The following is a 24,154-nucleotide window of genomic DNA, read 5'->3' as shown; positions in this document are numbered from 1 at the left end:
GGTCAGGTCTGACAGTGGCGAGTCAGGTCATTAAACACGATACTCAAGCCCGCTTCAACTGGCTGATCACGCTGGCAACCTTGGTCGTGATCATATCGACCGCCGGATTGTTCGCCCCGTGCGGGATGATGATATCGGCGTTGCGTTTGGTCGGTTCGATGAATTGCTTGTGCATCGGCCGCACGGTGTCCAGATACTGGCTGATGACGCTTTCCACCGAGCGGCCGCGTTCGGTGATGTCGCGCTGCATGCGGCGAATGAAGCGGATGTCGGACGCCGTATCGACGAAGATCTTCAGCGACATCATGTCGCACAAGGCCGGGTCATACAGGGCGAACAGGCCTTCGATCACGATGACGGGGGCCGGCTTGACCGGGATCGTGCGATCGGAGCGGTTATGGAGCGTGAAGTCGTACTCGGGCATCTCGATCGATTCGCCCCTGCGCAGGGCTTGCACATGCTGCACCAGCAGTGACCATTCAAAGGCCTGGGGATGGTCGTAGTTTTGCTGGGTGCGAACTTCAGGACTGAGGTGGGTCTGGTCGCAGTAGTAATCATCTTGCATCACGACCGACACCATCTCGGCGCCGAACATGGATAACACTTGCCTGGACACCGTGGACTTGCCACTGCCGCTACCGCCTGCGACGCCAATAATAAACGGTTGGAAAGGAATACTGAGCATGCCGAATGATACCGGAACCAGGACCGGACTGACAGGTCCTGCCGGTGAGACGGTCGCCGAATTCACGCGCCGGATCGCGGACTGACGCCGTTTTTCGGCTTAAGATGCGCAATGCTCATCGCCGTCCGGAAGGAATGAAAATGCATCGTTTCTCACTGCTTGCAGCCGCCGCATTCAGCATCAGCTCTTCCGTTTCAGCCCAGGACGTGATCCTGATCGGCGAAGTCCAGCAAGTCATCGTGCAGCGGTCCGGCACCCCGGACTGCCCGCCGCCATGCCCGCCTGTTACGCTCAATCCGGACGGATCAAAAAGGATCTGCATATCGAATGGCGGTGGGTGCCAGACGATGGATGTGAAAATCGAGCATGTCTATCGTGGCGTCGCCAACGGCGAGACGCGGCGATTCAAGTCGCGCATCGGTGAGTGGGGCCCGACCTTTCCGGTGAAGGAGAAACGGATCGTGGTGAGCGAAGCGGCGGGGACAGTCTCCTGGTCCCCGGCAATCGAACAAGCCGGCAAGATTTTCATCGACCCGAGACGTATGAGGACGATTGGCGGCGTGCCAATCTCGGTCAATGACAGTGACAGTAGCGAGCTGGCGGCATTGGCCGAGCTACTCGAGCGTGTCCCGACCGCGCTTGGGCACTAACGCGAGAGATGTCCGCGCGCACGCCTTTACTTCAGGCTGCGCAACGCCGCCTCGATCGCCGGATACGTAAACACAAACCCCTCGCGTGCAAACCGCAGCGGCACCACCCGCTGGCCCTCAAGCAGCAAGTCGGCCTGCTCGCCCAGCGCCAGGCGCATCGGCCAGCCCGGCGTCGGGATTACGCATGGCCGTTTCCAGACGCGCGCGGCCGCCTGGCTGAACTCCAGCTGCGACAGCGCGATCGGCGCTGTGAAGTTGGTCACGCCGACCTTTGGCGCCGACCGGTCGCTCAGCGCAAGCCGCCAGCGGTGCGCGATGCCGGACACGAGATCGTCGATGTGGATCCACGACAGCCACTGGCGGCCGCTGCCCAGCCTGCCGCCAATGCCCAGCCGGATCGGCAGCAGCATCATCGGCAACGCGCCTTCGTGGCCCAGCACCAGCCCGAAGCGCATGCACTCCACCGGCACGCCATGGCGCACGGCGCCGGCGGCGGCGGCTTCCCACTCGCGGCACAGGTCCGACATGAACATCGGCTGCGGCGGCGCCGATTCGTCGAGCTTGGTATCGTCGCCGATCGCCTGGATGCCGTAGTAGCCAATGGCGGATGCCGACAGCAGCAGCATCGGCTTGTGGCTGGCGCGCCCGATCCAGTCGACCACCTTGTCGGTCAGCGCGACGCGGCTCTGGCGCAGGGCGCGCTTGCGTGCCTCGGTCCAGCGCTGGCCCAGAATGCGGGCGCCGGCCAGGTTGATGACGATGTCGACCCTGGTGTCGGGCGGCAGGTCGTCCATCGACGCGATGGCGCGCACCTGGCCATCGAACATCTGTGCGGCGCGGTCGGTGTCGCGCGTCAGGGCGATCACGGTGTGCCCGTCTTTCAGCAGCGCGCGCACCAGGTTCTGGCCGACGAATCCGGTGGCGCCGGTGACCAGGACGCAGCGCGGTGTCGTGTCGAATACAGGGGGCGGTGTCGCGTGGGTGTCCATCTTGTTCTCCGGTTGTGGTCTTTGGGGGCGTGGCCCGTATTGCAGCACCGATTTTACCCGCTGCGGACGGGCAACACTTCCGCTGACAGTAAACGTCGCCAGCTCAGCGTAATTGATCTGGGCGGCGATCGGGATTACCTTTGCGTCACAACCTGCATAACAAAAGAGCATGGGCCGGCCCGTATCCCAACCGAGGAGACGATGGCGACAGGCCCTGCATTGGAGACGTATCACCAGCGGATAGCCGGGTGGAGCCGGCGCCGCATCACGTAGGAGCCACCCTGTGTCCTCTCATGTCATAGCAATCTGCGTCCTGGCACTGATGTTCATCGTCGCCACCGCCATGCCCATCAATATGGGCGTCATCGCGTTTGTCGGCGCCTTTTTGGTGGGCACCATCGTCTTCAGCATGGAGACCAAGGCCATCATGTCCGGCTACCCGGCCGAACTGTTCCTGACCCTGGTCGGCATCACGTTCCTGTTCGCGCAGGCCCAGAACAATGGCACCATCGACTGGCTGGTGCGGCAGGCCGTGCGCGCCGTCGGCGGGCGCATCGCTGCCATCCCCTGGGTCATGTTCTTCGTGACGGCGCTGCTGACATCTGTCGGCGCAGTGAGCCCGGCGGCCGTGGCGATCATCGCGCCGATCGCCCTGAGCTTCGCCGCCAAGTACAAGATCAATCCATTGATGATGGGCCTGCTCGTGATCCACGGCGCGCAGGGCGGCGGCTTTTCGCCAATCAGCATCTACGGCGGTATCACCAACAAGGTCGTGATGGAAGCCGGGCTGCCGATCTCCCCGTTGACCACTGCCTTCACCAGCCTGGGCGTGAACCTGGCCGTGTCGGTCATCCTGTTCTTCGTGTTCGGCGGCGCCAAACTGATGCGCCAGGAAATGCCGAAGTCGAGCGGCAAGGGCATGCCCATGACGCCGTTCACCCCGCCAGTGGCGGTCGCAGCGCAGGGCCCGCAGATCTACGGCGACGCCGAAAATGAAACCGGTACCGAAGAACGCCTTACGGCACAGCGCTCGACTGCGGCAGTCGGTGCGGTCGGCGTTGGCGGCCCGGGTTCCGGCCTGGGCGCAGGGGAGGTCGCGCTGGACGCCGGCCCCACCTTCCACCAGTTGGTCACGGTGTTCGGCCTGGCCGCACTGGCGGTTCTCGTGCTGTTCTTCAAGCTCGACATCGGCTTCGTCGCCCTGAGCATTGGTCTGGTGATTTCGATCCTGTCGCCGCAAGTGCAAAAGCGCGCGATCGGCCAGGTCTCGTGGCCCGAAATCATGCTGATCGTCGGTGTCAGCACCTATGTCGGCGTGATGCAGAAGATGGGCACCATCACCTGGGTCGGCGAGAGCGTCGCCAGCCTGACCTCGCCCCTGACGGTGGCCTTGTTGCTGCTGTTCGTCGGCGCCATCGTCTCGGCCTTCGCCTCGTCGACCGCGGTGCTGGGTTCGCTGATTCCGCTGGCCGTGCCGTTCCTGGCGTCGGGCACCGGGGTCGACGCCATCGGCTTCATCGCCGCCATGGCTGTCGCCTCGACCATCGTCGACGTCAGCCCGTTCTCGACCAACGGCGCACTGGTACTGGCCAGTGCCCAGGGCATCGACCGCGACGTGTTCCTGCGCCAGCTGATGATCTACGGCGGCATCATTACACTGGTCGCGCCGGTCGTCGTGTGGCTGCTGTTCGTGGTGCTGTAACCGCACCCAATTTTTGGAGTTTTTCATGAATCATCTTGATGGCCGCTGGACCGGCCAGCAACGTAACCGCAGCGAGCGCCTGGCGCGCGCCGGCGCTGCCCTTGGCGGCGCGCTCGACGGCAAAGTCGTCCAGGCCTCGCACATCGTCGAGCTGCTGCATGCCGTGCTCGAACCGGGCGATCGCGTGTGCCTCGAAGGCAATAACCAGAAGCAGGCCGATTTTCTTGGCAAGGCCCTCACGCGCGTCGATACGGCGCGCGTGCATGACCTGCACATGCTGTTGTCGGTGCTCTCGCTCCCGGAACACCTGGACGTGTTCGAGAAGGGCATCGCCTCGAAACTCGACTTTTCATTTTCGGGCCCGCAGGCGGGGCGCCTGGCCAAGCTGGCGCAATCGGGCAAACTCAATATCGGCGCGATCCACACCTACCTGGAGCTGTTCGCCCGCTACTTCATCGACCTCACGCCGCGCGTGGCGCTGGTGGCGGCCGAGATGGCCGACCGCGAAGGCAATCTGTACACCGGCCCGAACACCGAGGACACGCCGGCGATTGCCGAAGCCACGGCCTTCAAGAGCGGCATCGTGATCGCGCAGGTGAACCAGATCGTCGACAAGCTGCCGCGCATCGACATCCCCGGCGACTGGGTCGGCTACGTCGTGCAGTCGCCCACGCCGTACTACATCGAGCCGCTGTTTACGCGCGATCCGGCCCTGATCTCCGAGATCCAGGTCTTGATGGCGATGATGGCCATCAAGGGCATCTACGCCGAGTACGAGATCGAGCGACTGAACCACGGTATCGGCTTCGACACCGCCGCCATCGAACTGCTGTTGCCGACCTACGCCGCGAGCCTGGGCCTGAAAGGCAAGATCGCCCGTCACTGGGCCCTCAATCCCCATCCCGCCTTGATCCCCGCGATTGAAGCGGGTTTTGTCGAATCGGTGCATTCGTTCGGCTCCGAACTCGGCATGGAAAACTATATCCGCGCGCGGCCCGATGTGTTTTTCGTGGGACCGGACGGCTCGATGCGCAGCAACCGCGCCTTTTCGCAGGCGGCCGGGCACTATGCCTGCGACCTGTTCATCGGCTCGACGCTGCAGATCGATTTGCAGGGCAATTCGTCGACCGCCACACTGGGGCGCATCTCGGGCTTTGGCGGCGCGCCGAACATGGGCGCCGATGCGCGCGGCCGGCGCCATCCAAGCAAGGCATGGCTGAAGGCCGGCGAGCAGGCGCGCGCGGGCCGCAACACGATCCCGCGCGGGCAAAAGCTGGTGGTGCAGATGGTCGAAACCTTCCGCGAGCACATGGCGCCGGCGTTCGTCGACAAACTCGACGCCTGGCAGCTGGCCGAGCAGGCCGGCATGGCGATCCCGCCGGTGATGATCTACGGCGACGACGTGAGCCACATCCTGACCGAGGAAGGCATCGCCAACCTGCTGCTGTGCCGCACCGACGAAGAACGCGAACAGGCGATTCGTGGCGTGGCCGGCTACACGCCGGTGGGGATGGCGCGCGACAAGCGCATGGTGGAAAACCTGCGCGACCGGGGGATCATCCGCCGCCCGGAAGACCTTGGCATCGACAAACGGATGGCGACCCGCGACCTGCTGGCCGCCAAGAACATGAAGGGCCTGGTGCGCGCATCCGGCGGGCTGTACGACCCGCCCAAGCGCTTCAGGAACTGGTAAGGAACACATCATGGAAACGCTGAACTATCGTTTCGAAGGGGGGCGGCGCTTGTTGACCGGCATGCCGCAACTGGTGGGCGTGGTCGGCTCGGGCAATCTCGAGATCCTGATCGAGCCCGCGCACCTCAAGGGCGCGTGCGAGATCGAGGTGCGCACCGCCGCCGTCGGTTTTGGCGCCACCTGGCAGGCCGTGATGGCCGATTTCCACGAGCGCTGGAGCCTGGCCGATGCGCGCGTGAGCGTCAACGACATGGGCGCCACGCCCGCCGTCGTGAGCCTGCGCCTGGACCAGGCGGTGGAGTCCCTCACCAATCTGCCACCAGGAGGCACGCCATGAGCAGCTATCAGGAACTCACGGCGCGCCAGCGCATTCCGGCGATGTTCGACGCCGGCAGTTTTGAAGAATTCCTTCCGCCGTCGATGCGCATCGTCAGTCCGCACCTGGCGCAGCTCGATGCTGCGGTGTCATTCGACGATGGCGTCGTGGTCGGGCGCGGCAAGCTCGGTGGCCAGGTGGTCTTTGGCGCGGCGCAGGAGGGCGGCTTCATGGGCGGCGCAGTCGGCGAAGTCCACGGCGCCAAGCTGGTGGGCATGCTGCAGCGCGCGATCGACGAACGGGCGCATGCCGTCGTGCTGCTGCTCGAATCGGGTGGCGTGCGCCTGCACGAAGCCAACGCGGGCCTGATCGCCGTGTCGGAAGTCATGCGCGCGATGCTCGACGTGCGCGCGGCCGGGATCCCGGTAATTGCGGTCGTCGGCGGCGCCAATGGCTGCTTCGGCGGCATGGGCATCGCGGCGCGCTGCGCGAATACCGTGATCATGTCCGAAGAAGGGCGCCTGGCGATGTCGGGCCCCGAAGTCATCGAGACCGCCAACGGCGTCGAAGAATTCGATTCGCGCGACCGCGCGCTGGTCTGGCGCACCACGGGCGGCAAGCACCGCTACCTGCTGGGCGACTGCCAGGTGCTGGTGGAAGACGACACGGGCGCCCTGCGCGCCGCGGCGCTCGAAGCCATCGCCGACATACCGCTGGGCGGAGCGCCCTTGAGCCTCGATGGTCTGCTGGCCGAGCAAGCGATGCTGGAACGGCGCCTGCTCGACACGCAAGGCTTGAGCGAACCGATGGACGTGTGGAAGGGGCTCGGCATTCCTGAGCCGGCACGGGTGCCGATGCTGGAGCCCGACGCCTTCCTCGAACTGGCGGCGCAGCACCGCGCCACGCCCACGCTGGGAGAACGATGATGGATTGGCAGACAGTGGCAGCACAACTTTTCCCCGGCGGGCATGACATCGCCGAACGCGACAACTTTTTGAGCGGCAGCGCGCAGGTCGACGGCAAGCCGGTGGCGGTCATCGGCACCACCGGCCACACGCCGATCGGCATCGAGATCGCGCTGGCCCAGGCCCAGGCGATCCTGCGCACCGTGCGCGAGCATCCGGGGCGCCCGATCCTGATCCTGGTCGACACGCAAGGCCAGCGCCTGCGCCATCGCGACGAGATGTTGGGCATCAACAGCTATATGGCGCATCTGGGCAAATGCGTGGACCTCGCGCGGCGCGAAGGCCATACGGTCATCGGCCTGGTGTACGACCAGGCGCTGTCGGGCGGTTTCATCACCAGTGGACTGATCGCCAGCGCCTGTTACGCGCTGCCCGAAGCCACCATCCGCGTGATGGGCCTGCCAGCGATGGCGCGCATCACGAAGGTGCCCGAAGAACGCCTGACTGAACTGGCCAAGGACAATCCGGTGTTCGCGCCGGGCCCTGAAAACTACCTGCGCATGGGGGGATTGCACGGCATCTGGGAGAGCGACCTGGCGGGCGAACTGGTTCGCGCGCTGGCCGAGAGCAAGATTGAGGACGGGCGCATGGCGCTGGGCCTGGCGCGTGGCGGGCGCTTGCTGGCGCATCCCGTGGCGCAGGCGGTTCGGGTGGGCAGCGATGTTCGCGCGGCATGACCTGGTGTGGCTGACGAGCCGCGGCTGGCAGCGCGTGCGCGCCGGTGCGCCGCAGGCGGCCTTGACTGCCCTGGATCGCTGGCGCGACGGCGGCTGGCCAGCTGTCGTGCGGCGCGCCGAGGCGGCCATGCTGCCGGGCGAAGTGGCGATCGGGTTCCCGCTGCCACCGCGTCCCGAAGATGGCGGCAAGCTCAAATTTGGCTGCGCGGTGGAGATGTCGGATATCGGCCGGCGCACGCGCGCCTTGCCGCTGGTCGGCGCGCTCGACGCCGTGCCGGCTCAGTGGCGTGAAGGGCTGGAGGCGCTCGAGCGCCAGGCGGCCGATGCCGGTGTGGGCCTCGGCGTGTATGGCTCGGTGGCGCTGGCTGCGCTCACGGGCCAGTATTATCTGACGCCACTGTCCGATATCGACGTGCTGCTGCAGCCGCACACGCGGCGCCAGTTGATGATCGGGCTCGATCTGCTGTCGTGGCATGCGGGCATCCTGCCGCTCGATGGTGAAGTGGTGTTCCCCGATGGGCGGGCGGTCGCGTGGAAAGAACTGCGTGCAGCCTTCGCCAGCGCACCGGGCACGCGGGTCTTGTGCAAGGGGCTCGACCGCATCGCGCTGGTGCTGCCCGAAGAATTGATGGCGACGCTGGAGGAAGACACGTGGATAACCTGAACGTCGCGCGAGCGCTACCGATACGCCGGTTCGATCGAGGTGGGGCAAGCGAACGCGCCTTTTGCCAGCGCATCGCGCGCCTGGCCGTACGCAGCCTGTATGCGGAACTGGTGCTGTATCCGAAACCGGGCCTGGTCTCGAAGATCGACAACGGCAGCCATGCCGACATGACCGCCGCCACCTTCATGCGCAGCCTGTTCGCGTTGCGCCGCTACTTTGGCGCCATCGCGCAGGCCGGCATGGACGACGCGCCATTCCACGTACTGAAGCAACTGGGGATCGACGCCGAAGCGCGCATGTTGCGCGCGACGTACGGCATCAACACCCATCGCGGCGCGATCTTTTGCCTCGGCATGCTGTGCGCGGCCATTGGGCGCTGCCAAGCGCGTAACGAACCCCTGACCGCGCAGCGCATCGGCGATCTGCTGCGCGCCTGCTGGGGCCAGGCGCTGGGCGCGCACAGCATTGATGCGGGCGCCGGCTCGCACGGCGTCGATGCGGCGCGGCGCTACGCCGCCAGCGGCGCGCGTGAAGAGGGCGCGCACGGCTTTCCCTCGGTGTTCGACGTCGGCCTGCTGGCGCTGCGCCGCGCGCTGACTGCGGGCCGTGGCATGCGCGAGGCGCGCATCGACGCGCTGTTCGCGCTGATGGCCCACATCAGCGACACCAACGTCTACCATCGCGGCGGTGTCGAAGGCGCCTTGACGGTACGGCGCCAGGCGCGCGCATTCGTCGCACGCGGTGGCACTGGGGCGCCGGACTGGGAAGCGCGGGCGCTGGCCTGCCACCACACCTTCGTGGCGGCGCGCCTGTCGCCAGGCGGCGCGGCCGACCTGCTGGGCGCCGTGTGCCTGGTCCATGCCGTGACGTCGGGCTGAGATGGCCGGTCGACTCGCCATCCTGTGCCCGGGGCAGGGCGCGCAACATCCGGCCATGTTCGACATGGCGCGCATGGACTCGACGGCGAACCGCCTGCTCGACGCCTGGTTCGCCGACCCGGCGCTGGGGGCGACCCTGCGCGGGGGACTGGGCGAAGAACGTTTCACGAACCGCATCGCGCAACCGGCAATCGTGGCCGCGACGCTGGCGATGTGGGGCGCGTTGCAAGCCACGATTGCACGACCGGCACTGGTGGCCGGTTACAGCATCGGCGAATTGTCGGCCTACGGCGTGGCCGGGGCGCTGGAACCCGTCGACGTCATCAAACTGGCCATCGAACGGGCGCGCCTGATGGACGCCTGCGTGGTCGATGGCGCAGGGCAGGGCATGGTGGCGCTGTCCGGCATGCCATCCGGGAGCATCGACGACTTGCTGGCCCGCTGCGGTTTTTATCCCGCGATCGTGACGGGCGACGACGCGCTGGTGGCGGGCGGCCCCGCCGAACGACGCGCCGAGTTGGCGCAGGCTGCCATTGCCGCCGGTGGCCACGCTACCGTGCTGCCAGTCGCCGTCGCGTCGCACACGCCCATGCTGGCAGGTGCGGTTGCGCCATTCGCAGCGCGCCTGGCTGATGCGCATTGGCTTACCCCGGCATTCCCGTTGTTGTCCGGCATCTCGGCCGAACCGGTCTTCGATGCGTACAAGGCAGTGGCCGAACTGCCGCGCCAGATCGCCGAACCGATCCGCTGGCGCGAGTGCATGGACGCCTTGACCGAGGCCGGCGTGACGGTGGCACTGGAACTGGGGCCGGGCGCCGCATTGTCGCGCATGTTGCAGTCACGCAACCCGGGTATCGCCTGCCGCTCGGTGTCCGAGTTCCGCTCGCTCGATGGAATACGGGCCTGGCTAGAGAGGCAGCTCGACTAACATTCACGAGGCTGATGTCTGATATTGCTACTCAGAATTGGAAAACACACTGAGGCGCCTATATAACGGTTGTATTGCAACCGAATAATCAGGCGTTGCCCACGCGGGCGATGCAATCGAAGGAGCCTCACGTGAAGAAAATTGTCCACGCACTGGTCGCCGCTGCCGGCAGCCGCGCCAAGTATGTCCTGCGCAAGCAGGCCGAAGCCTGCAAGCCATTGAAAGTCGACTACCGTCTGAACGCCGGCGGCTGGAACTAAGGAGCACTGACCGCTGCTTGATGGCGGTTCAACACACAGCGGGTGTCAGGTCTGACATTCGGACACGACCTCTGCGTTGTGCCCATCCGTCCCGAAGCATGTCATTCCAAATTTACCGGCTCAGCGCCAAATGCATGCCTATGGCTGAGGCCGTGTCCGAATGTCAGACCTAACACCGGCTTTTCGGACACCGGCTTTTCGTTGCCGCGCCACCGTGAGCCTCAAGCCGTTTCAAACGTCGTGCTCATCACCCCAACCAGTTCCACCATCTCGGCCGATTCGGCCAGCGCCAGCAAAACGTCGCCGCGATCGACATACCCTTGCGCGAGCAGCCCCGTCCAGTCTGCCAGTTCGGTCGCCGTCGCTTCGCGTTCGAGCGCTGTCCGGTACAGCTGCGCGACGAACGTCGGATCATCGAGCCGGTCAGTCGATTCGGTGGCGTCGACAAAGCTGTCGGCGATGTCCGCCAGCGACGTGCCCGCTTCCGAGACACCGATCCAGTAATTCAGGCCATCCAGATCCGGACTGCGGTCATACAGCGCGTTGTACATGCGCATGATCACGCCCACGTCGGTGGCGCCGAACGCGATCTCGTTCGACGCGTCCATCGCCAGCTTTTCGTCCGAATCGACCAGTGCCAGCGCCAGGCCGGCGCGGCTGATGTCGCCGCTGGCCAGCGTCGCCATCCAGTAGGCCAGGCCGCCGGCGTCGGCGGCGCGGCCCAGCACCTGGCCGTACAGCCACGTGACATATGCGCCGTTTGCCTGCGGTACGTCGGCGGCCAGTTCGGATGACGCCAGTATCGATTGCGTCACGTCTTCAAGCGAGGCGGCGCCGGCCAGCGTGCGCATCCAGTAATCCAGGCTGCCGGCGTCGGGCGAGCGTTCCAGCAGGGTTTCATAGAGCCGCGTCACGCTGCCGCGCCCGCCCGTGTCGGCGACTGCCTCGGCAAAGTGGAAGGCTTCGATATTGTGCGCCTCGTAACTCATATTGAGAAGGTTTCCCGGGCGCATGCCGAAGCTGGCATTGCCGTCCAGTGTGTCATAGGCAAAGAACGCGTAGTCGTCACGGCTAGCGCGTTTGAGCTGCAGGGTGTCGTAGCCCTCGCCGCCGTCCATGATGTTGAACGAGATGTGCCCGATCGTGTCCTGGATGCTTTCACCTACGATGATCCGGTCATTGCCGCCGCCGGCGCTGACCCGGTCTTGTCCTCCGTCGAGAATAAAGGTCTGGCTGGCGCCGTCGGCGATGATATTGGCCTGCCCCGGCACCTGCTCGAACGTTCCGGCCCCCGTGACGAGGGTAATATTGAAGCCACTCAGTGCCAGGTGCGCCGCGTCGCCCTGGCCGTTGGTATCGATCAGGACCGCGCTCAATGACGTGCCGGGGCGGCTCGTGAGCCCCATGACCGCGTCCGGTGCGATGCTCGTGGCGGTCGTCGGAGACACCGCCGACAGCAGGAACACCGAATTGAAATCCCAGTAAGACAGCGCAGAGAGGGCGTCGATCATCGCGGCCTGGCCCGCTGCGGGGGCGTGCGCGGTGATCTGCGCGCTCAGCATGTCGAGCGTGCGCAAGGCCGTCTGTGGCGCCTGCGGCCCTTCCATGCGCACGCCGTACCCGGTGGGCAGGTGGGCCGTGAGCGCCGCAGCGCCGCTGGTCAGGTTCAACAGCGGAATATCGGCGACATCGTTGCCGTTCTGGTCCTGGCGCCCTGGCTGGATGATCGGGACGACCACCGTGCGCGTCACGTCGCCCAGCGGCGCCGTCTCGATGGTGATCTGTACCTCGGCGCCATCGATGATGACGGTGGATGACTGGGATGCCATGGGCGGTCCTCGCAGGTGAGTAATGTTGAAGTATCAACTATATGCGGGTTGCAGTGCGCACACGTTATTGCTGGAAAAACTATTCACCACGCATGCCGGCGCCTAGAACCCCACGCCCACGAGCGCGGCCATCTCGGCCGAATCGGCCAATGCCAGCAGCATGTCGCCCCGGTCGGCCTGGCCGCTGGCGAGCATATCGCGCCAATCGGCCAGTTCGTCCGGGCTGGCCTGACGCGCCAGTGCCGTCTGATACAAATGGGCAATGAATGTCGCGTCATCCTGGCCTGCCGGGCTTTCGCCCGCGCCGATGAAGGCGTCCGCGATGTCGGCCAGCGCGGCGCCGCTTTTCGCCTGCCCGATCCAGTAGTTCAAACCGCCAAGGTCGGGACTGCGGTGGTACAAGGCCGCGTACATGCGCGCGATCACGCCGATCTCGCTGGCAGCGACATCGACGCCGGCGGCGGCTTCCTGCGCCAGCTTTTCGCCCGACTCGGCCAAAGCCAGCGCAACGCTGGCGCGCGTCACGCTGCCATCGGCCACGACACTGGTCCAGTAAGCCAGCCCGCTGCCATCGGCCTCGCGGCCCAGTACGCGTGCATAGGCCCACGCCACGAACGCGGCGTCGCCCTCCGGCACCTCGCCGGCCAGTTCAGCGGATGTCATGATCGCCTGCGCGACCTGTTCGAGCGTGGCGCCTTTGCTGGTCTGGCGCACCCAGAAATCCACACCCGCCGCGTCCGGTGTCCGGTCAAGCAAGCCTTCCATCAGGCGCAGCACGCTGCCCTGGGTCGAGGTGTCGGCCGTCGTATCGGCGAACTGCAGGGTCTCGATACTGGACATGAACGTGCTGGCGTCGATGTTGCGGGTCGGGTAGGCCGCGAGGTATGTACCCGGCATCAGCGCGTCACGCTCGACGCGCAGCGAATAGCTTGCGCGTGCGCCGGAAAATTCGGCGACGTCCAGCCCGTCGCCGCCATCGATCAGGCTGATGCTGGCCGGTGGAATGAATGTAGCGGCCGTACCGAGGATGATCCGGTCGTCGCCGCCGCCGGCATCGACCACGTCGCCCCCTCCCGCGAGCACGATGGTCTGCGCGGTGCTGTCGGCCAGGATCTGCACCCGGCCTTCCAGGTGCTCGAAGCGCCCGCCGCCGGCAATCACGGCAGCGGGGATGCCGCGCAGGTCGATGTGCACGGTGTCGCCCTGGGCGCGGGTGTCGATCATCACAACGCTGCGCGCGGTATTGGCGTTACCGATGCCGTCCAGGACCAGCGGCGCGGCCGGCGCCAGTGCGGGATCGGCGGCCAGCAACGGGACGATCGCCTGCACGTAACGCGCCAGCGGCGCGTTCTGGAAGAGGGTCGTGGCGCCCGCGATCAGCGCGGCATGGTCAGCAGGCGAACTATGCGCCTGGATCGCCTGGATCATCCTGAGCAGGCCGACGGAGGCCGACAGCGCCTCGGTGGATCCGGTCACGTCGAGCCCGTAGCCCGTCGGCAGATGTGCCGACAGGGCGTTGGCGCCAGTGGCGGCCAGCAAGAGCGGGATATCGGCCAGGTCGTTGCCGTTCTGGTCCTCGCGGCCGGGGTCCACCACGGGGATCGTCACGGTGCGCATCGCGCCGTCGCTATCGACGAACGATGCGGTGCGCACCACGACGCCATCGATGATGGTGGTCGTGACGGAGGTGGCAGTGCGTGCATCGGTGGGCGTCGTGTAGCTGGACATGGTGGCTTCCCTATGCAGGATTAACTGAAGTTGATTATAAGGCAACTCGGCGCCGGCATGCGAAGCTACCCGGCCCGCTGCCGGAACGGACTACGTTCGTTCAACTCGTCGAGATAGTCATCGATCCCGCCCGCCTCGCGCTGCAGGAAATTCTCCACCGCGTTCGCAAACGACGGATGCGCCAGCCAGTGCGCCGACCAGGTCTTGGTGGGCAGGAAGCCGCGCGCCATCTTGTGCTCGCCCTGCGCGCCGCCTTCGAACGTGGCGATGCCCTGTTCGATGCAAAATTCCAGCGGCTGGTAATAGGCTGCCTCGAAGTGCAGGCACGGCACGTGTTCGAGCGCGCCCCAGTAGCGCCCGTACAACGTGTCGGCGTCGTGGATGACGAGCGAGGCGGCAATTGCCCGGCCCCCGGCCTCGGCGATCACGAGCAGGATATTCTCGGGCATCGTCGCGCCGATGCGCAGGAAAAAATCCAGGTTCAGGTACGGCGTCGAATGGTGCTCCTGATACGTATTGCGGTAGCAGCGGTTGAACAGCACCCAGTCGTCGCGCGTGGCCTCATTGCCGCGCACGCGGCGCATGGTCACGCCGGCATCGACCACCTTGCGCCGCTCGGCGCGGATATTCTTGCGCTTTTTCGGCTCGAGCGTGGCCAGAAACTCATCGAAGCTCGCATAGCCCCGGTTCAGCCAGTGAAATTGCACGCCGCTGCGCAGCAGGAAGCCGGCATCCTTCAGCGCTTGGGCCTCATCCTCTGGCGGGAACAGGATGTGGGTCGACGACACTTCGGTGGCCGACTGCGTGGCCGTCAGCACGGCGATCAGTGCGGCGCGCGCGGCGGCATCGACCGCCAGCAGGCGCGAACCGGCCACCGGCGTGAATGGAATCGCCGACAAGAGCTTCGGGTAATACTCGAGCCCATTGCGCGCATAGGCGTCGGCCCAGGCCCAGTCGAACACGTATTCGCCATACGAGTGCCCCTTGACGTACAGGGGCAGGGCAGCCACCAGCGCATCGGCCGCGTCGTACAGCAGCAAGAACTGCGGCTGCCAGCCGCTCTCGGGCGAGGCGCTGCCCGAGGCGTGCAGCGCGTGCAGGAAGGCGTACGAGAGAAACGGCGTCGGCGCGGCCTGGGCCGCCACCAATGCGTCCCATGGGCCTTGCCCGACTTCGGACAGGCTCGAGACGATATGCGTGCGATAATCTGACATTGCTTTCAACATTGCTTCCAATTCTACGAAGTAAGTGGCGACAGGCAGCGATTCGCCGCGTCGGCACTGCGAGAGACCCATTCATGAACAGCCGATTCTTCAATCTCTATTCGCACCATTTTGCCCGCGTCGCGGTCGCCATTCCGCGCATCCGCGTGGCCGACCCGGCCTACAACGTCGAGCAGACGATCCTGCTGGCCCGGCAAGCGGCCGACGAAGGCGCGGCGCTGGTCGCGTTTCCCGAGCTGGGCTTGTCGGCCTATACCTGCGACGACCTGTTCCACCAGCGCGCCCTGCTCGATGCGTGCCTGGCCGGCTTGCAGAACATCATCGACGCTTCGCGCAGCCTGCCGCTGGCCATCGTGATCGGCATGCCGCTGCGCGTGAATCACATGCTCTTCAACTGCGCCGTCGCCATCGCCAATGGCCGCGTGCTGGGCGTGGTGCCTAAGAGCTATTTGCCTAATTATGGCGAGTTTTACGAATCCCGGCAGTTCACGCCCGCCGATTGCGCGCCAGTCGACCAGATCGACCTGTTCGGCGAGACCGTGCCGTTCGGCGTGAACCTGCTGTTCGAGGTCGCCAACCTGCCGCTGCTGCGCTTTCACCTCGAGATCTGTGAAGACGTCTGGGTGCCGGTGCCGCCGTCGTCGTTCGCGGCCCTGGCGGGCGCCACGGTACTGGTCAACCTGTCGGCATCGAACGTCGTCGTCGGCAAGAGCGGCTACCGCCACCAGCTGGTCGCGCAGCAATCGGCGCGCTGCATGGCGGCGTACCTGTACACGTCGGCCGGGCGGGGCGAATCGACGACTGACATGGCCTGGGACGGTCAATCGCTCATCTACGAAAAAGGCGAGCTGCTGGCCGAATCCGAGCGCTTCAGTGACGAGTCGCACATCATCTTCGCCGACGTCGACCTCGATCGCCTGTCTACCGAGCGCATGAAGGCGACCACGTTCGCGCAAACGGCGCAGCGCCATGCGGCCGAGGTAGCGGCGTTTCGGGTCGTGCGCTTCGAGCTCGCGCTGCCGCTCGAGCGCACCCTGCCGCTGGCGCGCGTGGTCGAGCGCTTCCCGTACGTGCCGGCCGACCGCACGCGGCGCGACGAGCGTTGCACCGAGGTCTACAACATCCAGGTGCAGGCCCTGATCCAGCGCCTGGCCTCGAGCGGCATCCAGAAGGTGGTCATCGGCGTGTCCGGTGGCCTGGATTCCACCCACGCGCTGCTCGTGTGCGCGAAGGTGATGGACCGCCTGGGGCTGCCGCGCACGAACATCCTGGCCTACACGATGCCGGGCTTCGCCACCAGCGAGCGCACGTTGAAACAGGCGCGCGACCTGATGGCGGCGGTGGGCTGCAGCGCGCAGGAGATCGATATCCGGCCGAGCTGCATCCAGATGCTCAAGGACCTGGGCCACCCGTACAGCGCGGGCAAGCTCGATTACGACATCACGTTCGAAAACGTGCAGGCCGGCGAGCGCACCAACCACCTGTTCCGCCTGGCGAACTTCCACAACGGGATCGTGATCGGCACGGGCGATTTGTCCGAGCTGGCGCTGGGCTGGTGCACGTATGGCGTGGGCGACCATATGTCGCACTACAACGTCAACGCCAGCGTGCCCAAGACGCTGATCTCGTATCTCGTGCGCTGGGTTGCCGAAACCGGCACGGTGGTTGCCGAAGGCCAGTCGCAGGTGCTGATCGATATCCTCGACACCGAGATCAGCCCGGAGCTGGTGCCGGGCGGCGGCGCCGATGCAGGCAGCGATGCAAAGCCGGCGCAAAGCACGCAGGAGCGCATCGGCCCCTACGAGCTGCAAGACTTCAATTTGTTCTACACGCTGCGCTACGGCTTCAAGCCGAGCAAGGTCGCGTTCATGTCGTATTCGGCGTGGCACGACAGCGCGGCAGGCCGCTGGCCGGACGACACCGGCGCGCGCAACCAATATGACATGAAAGCAATCAAGCGCAACCTGTCGATCTTTTTGTACCGTTTCTTCAAGACCAGCCAGTTCAAGCGTTCATGCGTGCCGAACGGCCCGAAGGTCGGCAACGGCGGCTCGCTCTCGCCCCGCGGCGACTGGCGCGCACCGTCCGACTCCGAGGTCACCGTCTGGCTCGACGATCTGGCGACCATCCCCGACTAACGAAAGGACCACCACCATGAAACAGATTACCTGCGTGATCAAACCGTTCAAGCTCGACGAAGTGCGCGAAGCACTGGCCGAAGTGAACGTCACCGGCCTGACCGTCACTGAAGTGAAAGGCTTCGGCCGCCAGAAGGGGCACACCGAACTGTATCGCGGCGCCGAATACGTCGTGGACTTTTTGCCGAAGGTGAAGATCGAAGTGGTGGTGGACGATCCGATGGCCGACAGCGTCGTCGACGCCATCATCAAGGCGGCGCGCACCGGCAAGATCGGCGACGGCAAGATCTTCGTGCAGAACATCGAGCAGGTCATCCGCATCCGTACCGGCGAGACCGGCGCCGACGCGGTGTAACGAAGTACAAACCCCGCCGGGGCGGTGCGACGTTACCGCCCCATCCGCATATCGAACTTCCATGTCAGCAGCCGCAGGCCGCTGATGAACAGGCAGCTCGACCACAGCGCAAAGTCCGCTGGCACGCCGTACTTGCCCATGAGCAGGAACAACCAGTTGCCGATGAACGCGCAGATCGCATACGGTTTGCCGTCCCGGAACACCATCGGCACTTCGTTGCAGACGATGTCGCGCAGCACGCCCCCGAAAATCCCCGTGATCACCCCCATCATCGACGCGATGAAGATCGGCATGTCCGCCGCCAGCGCGGCCGACACCCCGGCAATTGAAAACAGGCCCAGCCCCACTGCATCGGCGATGACGATCAGGCGTTCCGAGACGATCTGGCGCAGCGTGCGGATCAGTGGGGAGGCGACCAGGGCGAGAACGAAAATCGCGATGGCATATTCCTGGTGGGTGACCCAGAACAGCGGCCGCTTATCGAGCAGGATGTCGCGCAGCGTGCCGCCGCCGAATGCCGTGATGAACGCCACGGTGAATACCCCGACCAGGTCCATGCGCTTGCGTCGCGCTTCGATGAAGCCGGAAAACGCACCGACCAGGATCGCCATGATTTCGATGAACTTGATGAGCGTCATGCAGCAGGGGGGAGCAGATAGTGTTGTTAGACTACCACGCGGCCCGGCACTTGCATAAGGGTATTTCCGGCGCCGTGGTGGGTGGCCAATGGCGCGATTTGCCAACCGTGTTGTTTTACAGACAATCGCCCATCAATGTTAAGACTTTGCCACAACGATAAGGTAGATTGAGTCGATGTGTCGATGTGTCGATGTGTCGATGTGTCGTGGGGGCGTGGGAGCGCAGGCGGGCTTTCCTTGCCATTCTGCCCACGGCAATACTGACCTCAATGCCCCGGGCGTGCGGCCCCGTCGGGCGTAGTGCGAGGCTACCAGTGCCGCGTCCGGAACGGGGTAGGCATGTGCATTGTGATGCGGGCGGCACTGGGCGCCACGCTGCTGCTCTCCGGCTGCAGCATGTTCGACAAATCCCGCGACGAATATGACGAATTCGCCGACAAGCATTCGGCCTACCAGCTGCTGCCGCGCGAGCAGTTCGAACCCATCGACCTGGCCAGCCTGATTTCAGGCAACGATCCGTCGACCATGACGTTCGGCGCCGTTGGCAGCATCGCTGCTGCGGAGAACCGCAAGCAGGGCGCTCTCATCGACAAGGAATTTGCCGCCTTCGCCGACAAATACCGGGACGGCGGCGAATCCGGGCGTGCCCGCCGCAGCGCGATCCAGGAGCGCATTCTTGCGGCATCGGACCAGCGCTGCAATGACTTCAAGACGCTGCTGCAAAAGAAGTTTTCCAACGTGAGCTTCAAGACTGGCCTTCTGTCCTCGATCACGGCGGTGGCGGCCACGGTCGTGTCCAGTGTCGACACGTCGAAAGCGCTGGCTGGCGTTGCAGGTATTTCGAGCGCGTATCGGGCCGAATACAACCAGGCATACTTTGCCAATGCCGCCGTCCAGGTCGTCGTGGCCGGCATCGATTCCCGGCGGCGGACCGCTTACGAGCAAATACTCCTGGCGCGCAACGAGTCGCTTGCCGCATATCCGCTGGAAGCCGCTGTCAAGGATGCCATCCGCTACCATGGGTTGTGCTCGACCGTGAGCGGACTGCAAGAGGCCGGCGAGGCCGTGCGTTACTACAATGAACCGGGCATTACCGCAGCCACGCGCACGCTGGCGCGCTCGAAGATGATGACGGATATCCAGGGCGCGTCGGCAGACCAGGTCCTTGAACGCATCAAGCACTGGAATGAAGTGATTCCCGCCGAGCGCTATCTGGCCGGCAATCCGCTGGGCACGACGCTTGGTGGCCACAAGCTGGCCGGCGCGAAGCTGATCGACAGCTTCGTGCACACGCTCGCCAGCATTCGCCGGCATGCGACTGGCGTAGGCACGGCGCTCAAGGATCTTTCTGCGGACTTCGTACCGGCGGCCGATATCGAGACAGCCGGCAAGGTTGGGCAAGGGGTCGAGAAGGTGGTGACCGACGGCTGCGAGGGCATTGTCCAGAAGCGTGCTGCAAACCTGGATTTGCTGACGGCCAAGCTGGCGCTGGCCACCAATCCCGGCGAAGACCAGCTGCAGCTTGACGTCAAGCGGGCAATCCAGTCAGCCGAGATGGCCAGGACCGGCTTCGACTTCGTGACCGCTGCCTATCACGACCGCGCCGCCACGCTGCAACGCGCTATTGGAGAGCACAAGCGCAGCAGTACGAAGGACAACGCCGACGCCGTCAAACGTGCGCTGTCGCGCTGGAATGCCTTCATGCCTGCGATCTCGGCCGAATGCGAAGTGCAAAAGCTCGAGTAGGCGCCGTACGCGGCATGCCTGGTCAGCGGTCCAGCAACGGCAAACGCAGCGCAAAGATCACCCGCCCATCCGCATAGCGGTATGCCAGCTCGCCCTGATGCTCGCGCACGATCTGCTGCGCGATGTACAGGCCGAGGCCCATGCCGGTGCGGTTGCGCGGATTGTTCATCGACGCGCGCTTGAACGGATTGAACAGCGTGGCCACCGTCTCGGGCGCGATCGCCTGGCCGGCGTTGGCGACTTCGACCGAGGCGTAATCGCCTCCCGCGCGCAGGCACACGGTCACGGCCGTTCCCGGCTCGCCGTGGTGGCGGGCATTGCTCATCAGGTTCGACAGCACCTGGCCCAGGCGGCCGCTGTCGGCTTTCACGGTGGCCGCGTCGTCGCAGATCAGGTCGAGCGGAATCGACGGGTACGCCATGCGCGCCTCGTCCATCAGGTCGATCAGCAGCTCCTTGAGGTCGACCGGCACGAGCGAGACACCCAGGCCCATGCCGCTGTCGATGCGGCTCATGTCCAGCACCTGGCTGATCATGCGCTGCATGCGGTTGGTCGACGACTGGATGCGCTTGCCCAGCGTCGGCTGGCCATTGCCGCCGCCGTTGCCGGTGCGCTCCAGCACCATGCCGGCCATATTGATCGAGTGTAGCGGGTCGCGCAGGTCGTGGCCGAGCATCGCCAGCAATTGGGCGCGCGTGGCTTCGGTCTGCGAGCGGTGCGAATTCACGGCGCGCACCAGTTCGGCCAGCGTCAGGCGCACGTTGCCCATCACGGTCGCCTCCCACGGATGCGCACAGCCGCGCACCGTTTCATGCCAGGCGTCGAACGAGCCGCGCGGCGTCAGGCGTTCGCCCAGCGGGCCGAAGGTCGAGATCTTGTCGGGGCGGCCGCCCCAGGCCACGGTTTCGATCTGCTCCACGCGCAGCAGCACGCACCAGCCCTGGGCCATCGGGTCGAAGGGCAGGGCCAGCAGGCCGACCCATTTCCCCAGCTGATCTTGCAGCGCCTCGGGCCAGTCGTGCTTGCCTTCGCGGATCAAGAGGTCGTGCTGGTGCTCCGGCAGCGAGGCAATGATGGCCTTGGCCAGATCCGGCGCCAGATCGCCGTGCGCGACCACTTTGCCGTGCTGCGCCACGATCATCGCCTGGGCGCCACACGCGGCCATCAGCGACTTGCCGTGCTCGCCAAGCGCGTCGAGTGGATCGTCGTCGAGCAGCAGCGACTCGACCAGTCCCGTGCGTACCTGGGCCGATTGTTCGGCCAGCGTGGCGTCGGCGCGCGCTTCGATGCTGTGGATGGTCGAGGCCATTACCTGCGCCAGCACGTCAGCCGCCAGGCGCACCGCATACGGCACGATCTTCTTGGACAGGTGATGGCAGGCGATCAGCCCCCACAGGCGCCCGTTGATGACGATCGAGACGCTCATCGACGCCATCACGTGCATGTTTTTCAGGTATTCGATATGCACCGGCGAGACGCTGCGCAACACGGCGAAGCTCATGTCCAGCGGCGCGGCGCCCGGCGCGCCGTACAGCGGCACGGCGGTGTAATCCATGTCGCCGATCATGCGCAGCGTGTTGAGCGTGTACAGGCGGCGCGCCTGGGCCGGGATGTCGCCGGCCGGGTAGCGCTGGCCGAGGTAGGGCACCAGGTCGTCGCGCCGGCTTTCGGCCACCACGTCGCCGCTGTCGTCGGCGCGGAAGCGGTAGGCCATCACGCGGTCGAAACCCGTGAACTCGCGCACCTGGGTCACGGCGGCGTTCAGCAAACCTTCGATGGTTTTCTGGCGGCGCAGGCGGTCGATCGAGCCGTGCGCCTTGACGGCGAACTGCGACACTTCTTCGCTTGACGTTTCGCGCTGCTCGAATTCGACGGTGATGCGTCCGGCGGCGGCGTGCACGACGCAATCGTATTCGGCATCGCCGACCGACAAGCCGGCCACGATGGGGCCGGCGTCGTCGTCGTGCAGGGTGTCGATGCAGTCGGTGATGGCGTCGAAGGCGACCACCGGCAGGGCAAGTGCATCGAGGCTCAGGCCCAGTTGCAGCGAGACGCCCAGCATGGCGGGCGCGTTTTCGCTCCAGCCGGCCAGGCGTGCGTCTTCGGTAAAGAACAGCAGTGCCCCATGCGGCTGGATCGAGCCGGGAATATGAATCGGCTCGTCAGCACAGGACGACAAGTCGACCTGCTGCCCATGCTCCATGGTAACCGCTTGCATTGCCTTCAAATCACACCACCCATAGTCGAATGACCGGCAAATGACCGGTCGAGAGGGATTCTACAATCAACCGACAAATGGTGCGGGCACCGTAAGGACGAACATTGCAATTGTTATATCGCCATGTCGCATCGCCCACACAAAACGACGATTACTCGAGCAGTGCCGCACGCAGCAACGCAATGAGCGCCCCATGGCCACCATCGGAACGGCCGGCCGCGCAGAACGCGATGACTTCGTTTTTCTGCACCAGCCAGCTGTGCACGATCCCGCGCAGCACCGGCTCGCCGCCCGGCGAACCATAGCCGACGCCATGGATGATGCGCACGCAGCGCACACCGCGCCGGTTGGCGCGGTGCAAGAAATCGGTGAGGGCGTCGCGCGCGGCGTCACGGTTCAGGCCGTGCAGGTCGAGTTCGTCCTGGATCGGCCAGTGGCGTTTGCGCAATTTGCGTACGACGTCGGATCCGACGCCGTCGCGCGTGTAGCTCAGGGCCGGGTCTTCGTCCAGCATGCCTTCGACGTCGAACTGATCGGACAGCGACTCGCGCAGGACGGCTTCGGTTTCTTCCTCGGCCGACAGCACCGGACCCTTCTGGATGGGCCGGTTCGGGGCGACGTACACCGGGCGGTGCACGTAGCGGTCGGATTCGGGCAGCTTGCGCACGCCCTGCATCGAGCTGCGAAATTCCACCGCCCGTTCGCGCGCCAGGCGTTCGCGTTTTTCACGCTCGGCCTGTTCGATGGCGCGCACGCGCTCGTCTTCCTTGAGCTGGTCGCGCAAGCCTTTCAGCTCGGCGAAGTCTTTCATGCCTGCCATCGAATACGGTCCTCTTGCGAATTTACTTTGGATCGTCTTCCAGCGCTTCGAGGTAGCGCTGCGCGTCGAGCGCGGCCATGCAACCGGTGCCCGAGCTGGTGATCGCCTGGCGATAGATGTGATCCTGCACGTCGCCGGCGGCGAACACGCCCGGCACGCTGGTGGCGGTGGCCATGCCTTCCAGGCCCGACTTGGTCACCAGGTAGCCGCCGCTATGCATGTCGAGCTGGCCGTCGAAGATGCCGGTGTTCGGCTTGTGGCCGATCGCCACGAACAGGCCGTGCACGGTCAGGTCCTTGAATTCGCCCGTCTGGGTCGATTTCAGGCGCAGGCCGGTCACGCCGCTGTTGTCGCCCAGGACTTCGTCGAGCGTCTGGTTGTATTCCAGCACAATCTTGCCTTCGGAAACCTTGTGCATCAGGCGGTCGACCAGGATCGGCTCGGCGCGGAACTTGTCGCGGCGGTGGATCAGCGTGACCTTCGAGGCGATGCCGGCCAGGTACAGCGCTTCTTCGACGGCGGTATTGCCACCGCCGATGACAGCGACTTCCTGGTTGCGATAGAAGAAGCCGTCGCAGGTGGCGCAGGCCGACACGCCCTTGCCCATGAACGCCTGCTCCGACGGCAGTCCCAGGTACTGGGCCGAGGCGCCGGTGGCGATGATCAGGGCGTCGCAAGTGAAGGTGAAGCTGTCGCCCACCAGGCGGATCGGTTTCTCGTTCAGGTACGTCGTGTGGATCTGGTCGAACACGATCTCGGTATTGAAGCGCTCGGCGTGCTGCAGCAGGCGCTGCATCAGCTCTGGACCTTGCACGCCCAGCGGGTCGCCCGGCCAGTTCTCGACATCGGTGGTGGTCATCAGCTGGCCGCCTTGCTCCACGCCCGTCACCAGCATCGGCTTGAGGTTGGCGCGCGCGGCGTACACGGCGGCGCTGTAGCCGGCAGGACCGGAACCGAGGATGAGGACTTTGGCGTGTTTAGTTGTAGTCATGGCGGCGCTTCAATGATTGTTAATAGACACACGGCAATTGGGGGCGGCTTGAGAAGAATCA

The 24,154-nt window shown here is 65.2% G+C and carries 22 protein-coding genes; 13 read left to right on the top strand and 9 right to left on the bottom strand.

Annotated elements, in window-relative coordinates; all coding sequences use genetic code 11:
• Nucleotides 1-43 precede the first annotated feature (43 nt).
• Nucleotides 44-685, bottom strand: coding sequence for a uridine kinase (udk, locus tag AB2N08_RS16350; protein ID WP_367611996.1), 642 nt, complete (start codon nt 683-685; stop codon nt 44-46).
• 140 nt (nt 686-825) lie between these two features.
• Here udk and AB2N08_RS16345 point away from each other — a divergent pair, with 140 nt between their 5' ends.
• The gene (locus AB2N08_RS16345; protein WP_367611822.1) at nt 826-1,335 is read left to right on the top strand and encodes a hypothetical protein; all 510 of its coding nucleotides are present in this window, start codon (nt 826-828) and stop codon (nt 1,333-1,335) included.
• 26 nt (nt 1,336-1,361) lie between these two features.
• Here AB2N08_RS16345 and AB2N08_RS16340 read toward each other — a convergent pair whose 3' ends face one another.
• On the bottom strand, nt 1,362-2,324 hold the full coding sequence (locus AB2N08_RS16340; RefSeq protein ID WP_367611820.1) for a TIGR01777 family oxidoreductase: 963 nt from the start codon (nt 2,322-2,324) through the stop codon (nt 1,362-1,364).
• Between the two features lie 283 nt (nt 2,325-2,607).
• Between AB2N08_RS16340 and AB2N08_RS16335 the strand changes: the two genes are divergently transcribed.
• The 9 genes from AB2N08_RS16335 (at nt 2,608) to AB2N08_RS16295 (ending at nt 10,407) form a co-directional block, all read left to right on the top strand.
• On the top strand, nt 2,608-4,026 hold the full coding sequence (locus AB2N08_RS16335) for an SLC13 family permease (protein WP_367611818.1): 1,419 nt from the start codon (nt 2,608-2,610) through the stop codon (nt 4,024-4,026).
• A gap of 25 nt (nt 4,027-4,051) precedes the next feature.
• The gene (gene mdcA, locus AB2N08_RS16330; RefSeq protein WP_367611816.1) at nt 4,052-5,719 is read left to right on the top strand and encodes a malonate decarboxylase subunit alpha; all 1,668 of its coding nucleotides are present in this window, start codon (nt 4,052-4,054) and stop codon (nt 5,717-5,719) included.
• Nucleotides 5,720-5,729: 10 nt separating this feature from the next.
• Nucleotides 5,730-6,056, top strand: coding sequence for a malonate decarboxylase acyl carrier protein (mdcC, locus tag AB2N08_RS16325; RefSeq protein WP_367611814.1), 327 nt, complete (start codon nt 5,730-5,732; stop codon nt 6,054-6,056).
• Nucleotides 6,053-6,961: a biotin-independent malonate decarboxylase subunit beta gene (locus AB2N08_RS16320; RefSeq protein ID WP_367611812.1), complete on the top strand. Its 909-nt coding sequence runs from the start codon at nt 6,053-6,055 to the stop codon at nt 6,959-6,961. The genes mdcC and AB2N08_RS16320 overlap by 4 nt, the downstream gene beginning before the upstream one ends.
• Entirely contained in the window at nt 6,961-7,677 is a 717-nt protein-coding gene (gene mdcE / locus AB2N08_RS16315) for a biotin-independent malonate decarboxylase subunit gamma (protein ID WP_367611810.1), read from the top strand. Before AB2N08_RS16320 ends, mdcE begins: the two co-directional genes overlap by 1 nt.
• Nucleotides 7,661-8,341 (top strand): malonate decarboxylase holo-[acyl-carrier-protein] synthase, encoded by a 681-nt coding sequence (mdcG, locus tag AB2N08_RS16310; protein WP_367611808.1) that lies wholly within the window; start codon nt 7,661-7,663, stop codon nt 8,339-8,341. The genes mdcE and mdcG overlap by 17 nt, the downstream gene beginning before the upstream one ends.
• Nucleotides 8,338-9,219, top strand: a complete 882-nt coding sequence (mdcB, locus tag AB2N08_RS16305; RefSeq protein WP_370662432.1) for a triphosphoribosyl-dephospho-CoA synthase MdcB — start codon at nt 8,338-8,340, stop codon at nt 9,217-9,219. Before mdcG ends, mdcB begins: the two co-directional genes overlap by 4 nt.
• 1 nt (nt 9,220) lies before the next feature.
• The gene (locus AB2N08_RS16300; RefSeq protein ID WP_367611806.1) at nt 9,221-10,147 is read left to right on the top strand and encodes an ACP S-malonyltransferase; all 927 of its coding nucleotides are present in this window, start codon (nt 9,221-9,223) and stop codon (nt 10,145-10,147) included.
• Between the two features lie 131 nt (nt 10,148-10,278).
• Complete coding sequence (locus AB2N08_RS16295; protein ID WP_367611804.1) at nt 10,279-10,407, top strand: hypothetical protein; 129 nt, start codon at nt 10,279-10,281, stop codon at nt 10,405-10,407.
• A 221-nt stretch (nt 10,408-10,628) separates the two neighbouring features.
• Here the strand turns inward: AB2N08_RS16295 and AB2N08_RS16290 are convergent, their stop codons facing one another.
• The 3 genes from AB2N08_RS16290 to AB2N08_RS16280 all read right to left on the bottom strand — a co-directional run bounded on the left by AB2N08_RS16290 (nt 10,629) and on the right by AB2N08_RS16280 (nt 15,178).
• Nucleotides 10,629-12,236 (bottom strand): DUF4214 domain-containing protein, encoded by a 1,608-nt coding sequence (locus tag AB2N08_RS16290; RefSeq protein ID WP_367611802.1) that lies wholly within the window; start codon nt 12,234-12,236, stop codon nt 10,629-10,631.
• Between the two features lie 102 nt (nt 12,237-12,338).
• The gene (locus AB2N08_RS16285) at nt 12,339-13,964 is read right to left on the bottom strand and encodes a DUF4214 domain-containing protein (RefSeq protein ID WP_367611800.1); all 1,626 of its coding nucleotides are present in this window, start codon (nt 13,962-13,964) and stop codon (nt 12,339-12,341) included.
• 65 nt (nt 13,965-14,029) lie between these two features.
• Nucleotides 14,030-15,178, bottom strand: a complete 1,149-nt coding sequence (locus AB2N08_RS16280; protein ID WP_367611798.1) for a GNAT family N-acetyltransferase — start codon at nt 15,176-15,178, stop codon at nt 14,030-14,032.
• 83 nt (nt 15,179-15,261) lie between these two features.
• On the opposite strand from AB2N08_RS16280, the gene AB2N08_RS16275 reads away from it, so the two are divergent.
• Both AB2N08_RS16275 and AB2N08_RS16270 read left to right on the top strand, forming a co-directional pair.
• The gene (locus tag AB2N08_RS16275; protein WP_367611796.1) at nt 15,262-17,325 is read left to right on the top strand and encodes an NAD(+) synthase; all 2,064 of its coding nucleotides are present in this window, start codon (nt 15,262-15,264) and stop codon (nt 17,323-17,325) included.
• 16 nt (nt 17,326-17,341) lie between these two features.
• Entirely contained in the window at nt 17,342-17,680 is a 339-nt protein-coding gene (locus AB2N08_RS16270; RefSeq protein ID WP_367611794.1) for a P-II family nitrogen regulator, read from the top strand.
• A gap of 32 nt (nt 17,681-17,712) precedes the next feature.
• On the opposite strand, the gene AB2N08_RS16265 is transcribed toward AB2N08_RS16270, so the two are convergent.
• Nucleotides 17,713-18,318, bottom strand: coding sequence for a trimeric intracellular cation channel family protein (locus AB2N08_RS16265; RefSeq protein ID WP_367611792.1), 606 nt, complete (start codon nt 18,316-18,318; stop codon nt 17,713-17,715).
• 339 nt (nt 18,319-18,657) lie between these two features.
• On the opposite strand from AB2N08_RS16265, the gene AB2N08_RS16260 reads away from it, so the two are divergent.
• Complete coding sequence (locus AB2N08_RS16260; protein ID WP_367611790.1) at nt 18,658-20,064, top strand: hypothetical protein; 1,407 nt, start codon at nt 18,658-18,660, stop codon at nt 20,062-20,064.
• A gap of 22 nt (nt 20,065-20,086) precedes the next feature.
• Here the strand turns inward: AB2N08_RS16260 and AB2N08_RS16255 are convergent, their stop codons facing one another.
• From AB2N08_RS16255 to trxB, 3 genes are all read right to left on the bottom strand, one after another.
• A complete protein-coding gene (locus AB2N08_RS16255) occupies nt 20,087-22,282 on the bottom strand; it encodes an ATP-binding protein (RefSeq protein ID WP_367611788.1) in 2,196 nt (731 codons plus the stop codon).
• A 151-nt stretch (nt 22,283-22,433) separates the two neighbouring features.
• Nucleotides 22,434-23,102, bottom strand: coding sequence for a Smr/MutS family protein (locus AB2N08_RS16250; RefSeq protein ID WP_367611786.1), 669 nt, complete (start codon nt 23,100-23,102; stop codon nt 22,434-22,436).
• Nucleotides 23,103-23,124: 22 nt separating this feature from the next.
• On the bottom strand, nt 23,125-24,093 hold the full coding sequence (gene trxB / locus AB2N08_RS16245) for a thioredoxin-disulfide reductase (RefSeq protein WP_367611784.1): 969 nt from the start codon (nt 24,091-24,093) through the stop codon (nt 23,125-23,127).
• Nucleotides 24,094-24,154: the final 61 nt, after the last annotated feature.

Source organism: Massilia aurea (assembly GCF_040790145.1).
Taxonomy (GTDB): domain Bacteria; phylum Pseudomonadota; class Gammaproteobacteria; order Burkholderiales; family Burkholderiaceae_D; genus Telluria; species Telluria aurea_C.
Note: the sequence above shows the minus strand (reverse complement) of the source record. Positions and strands in the feature narration are given on the sequence as shown.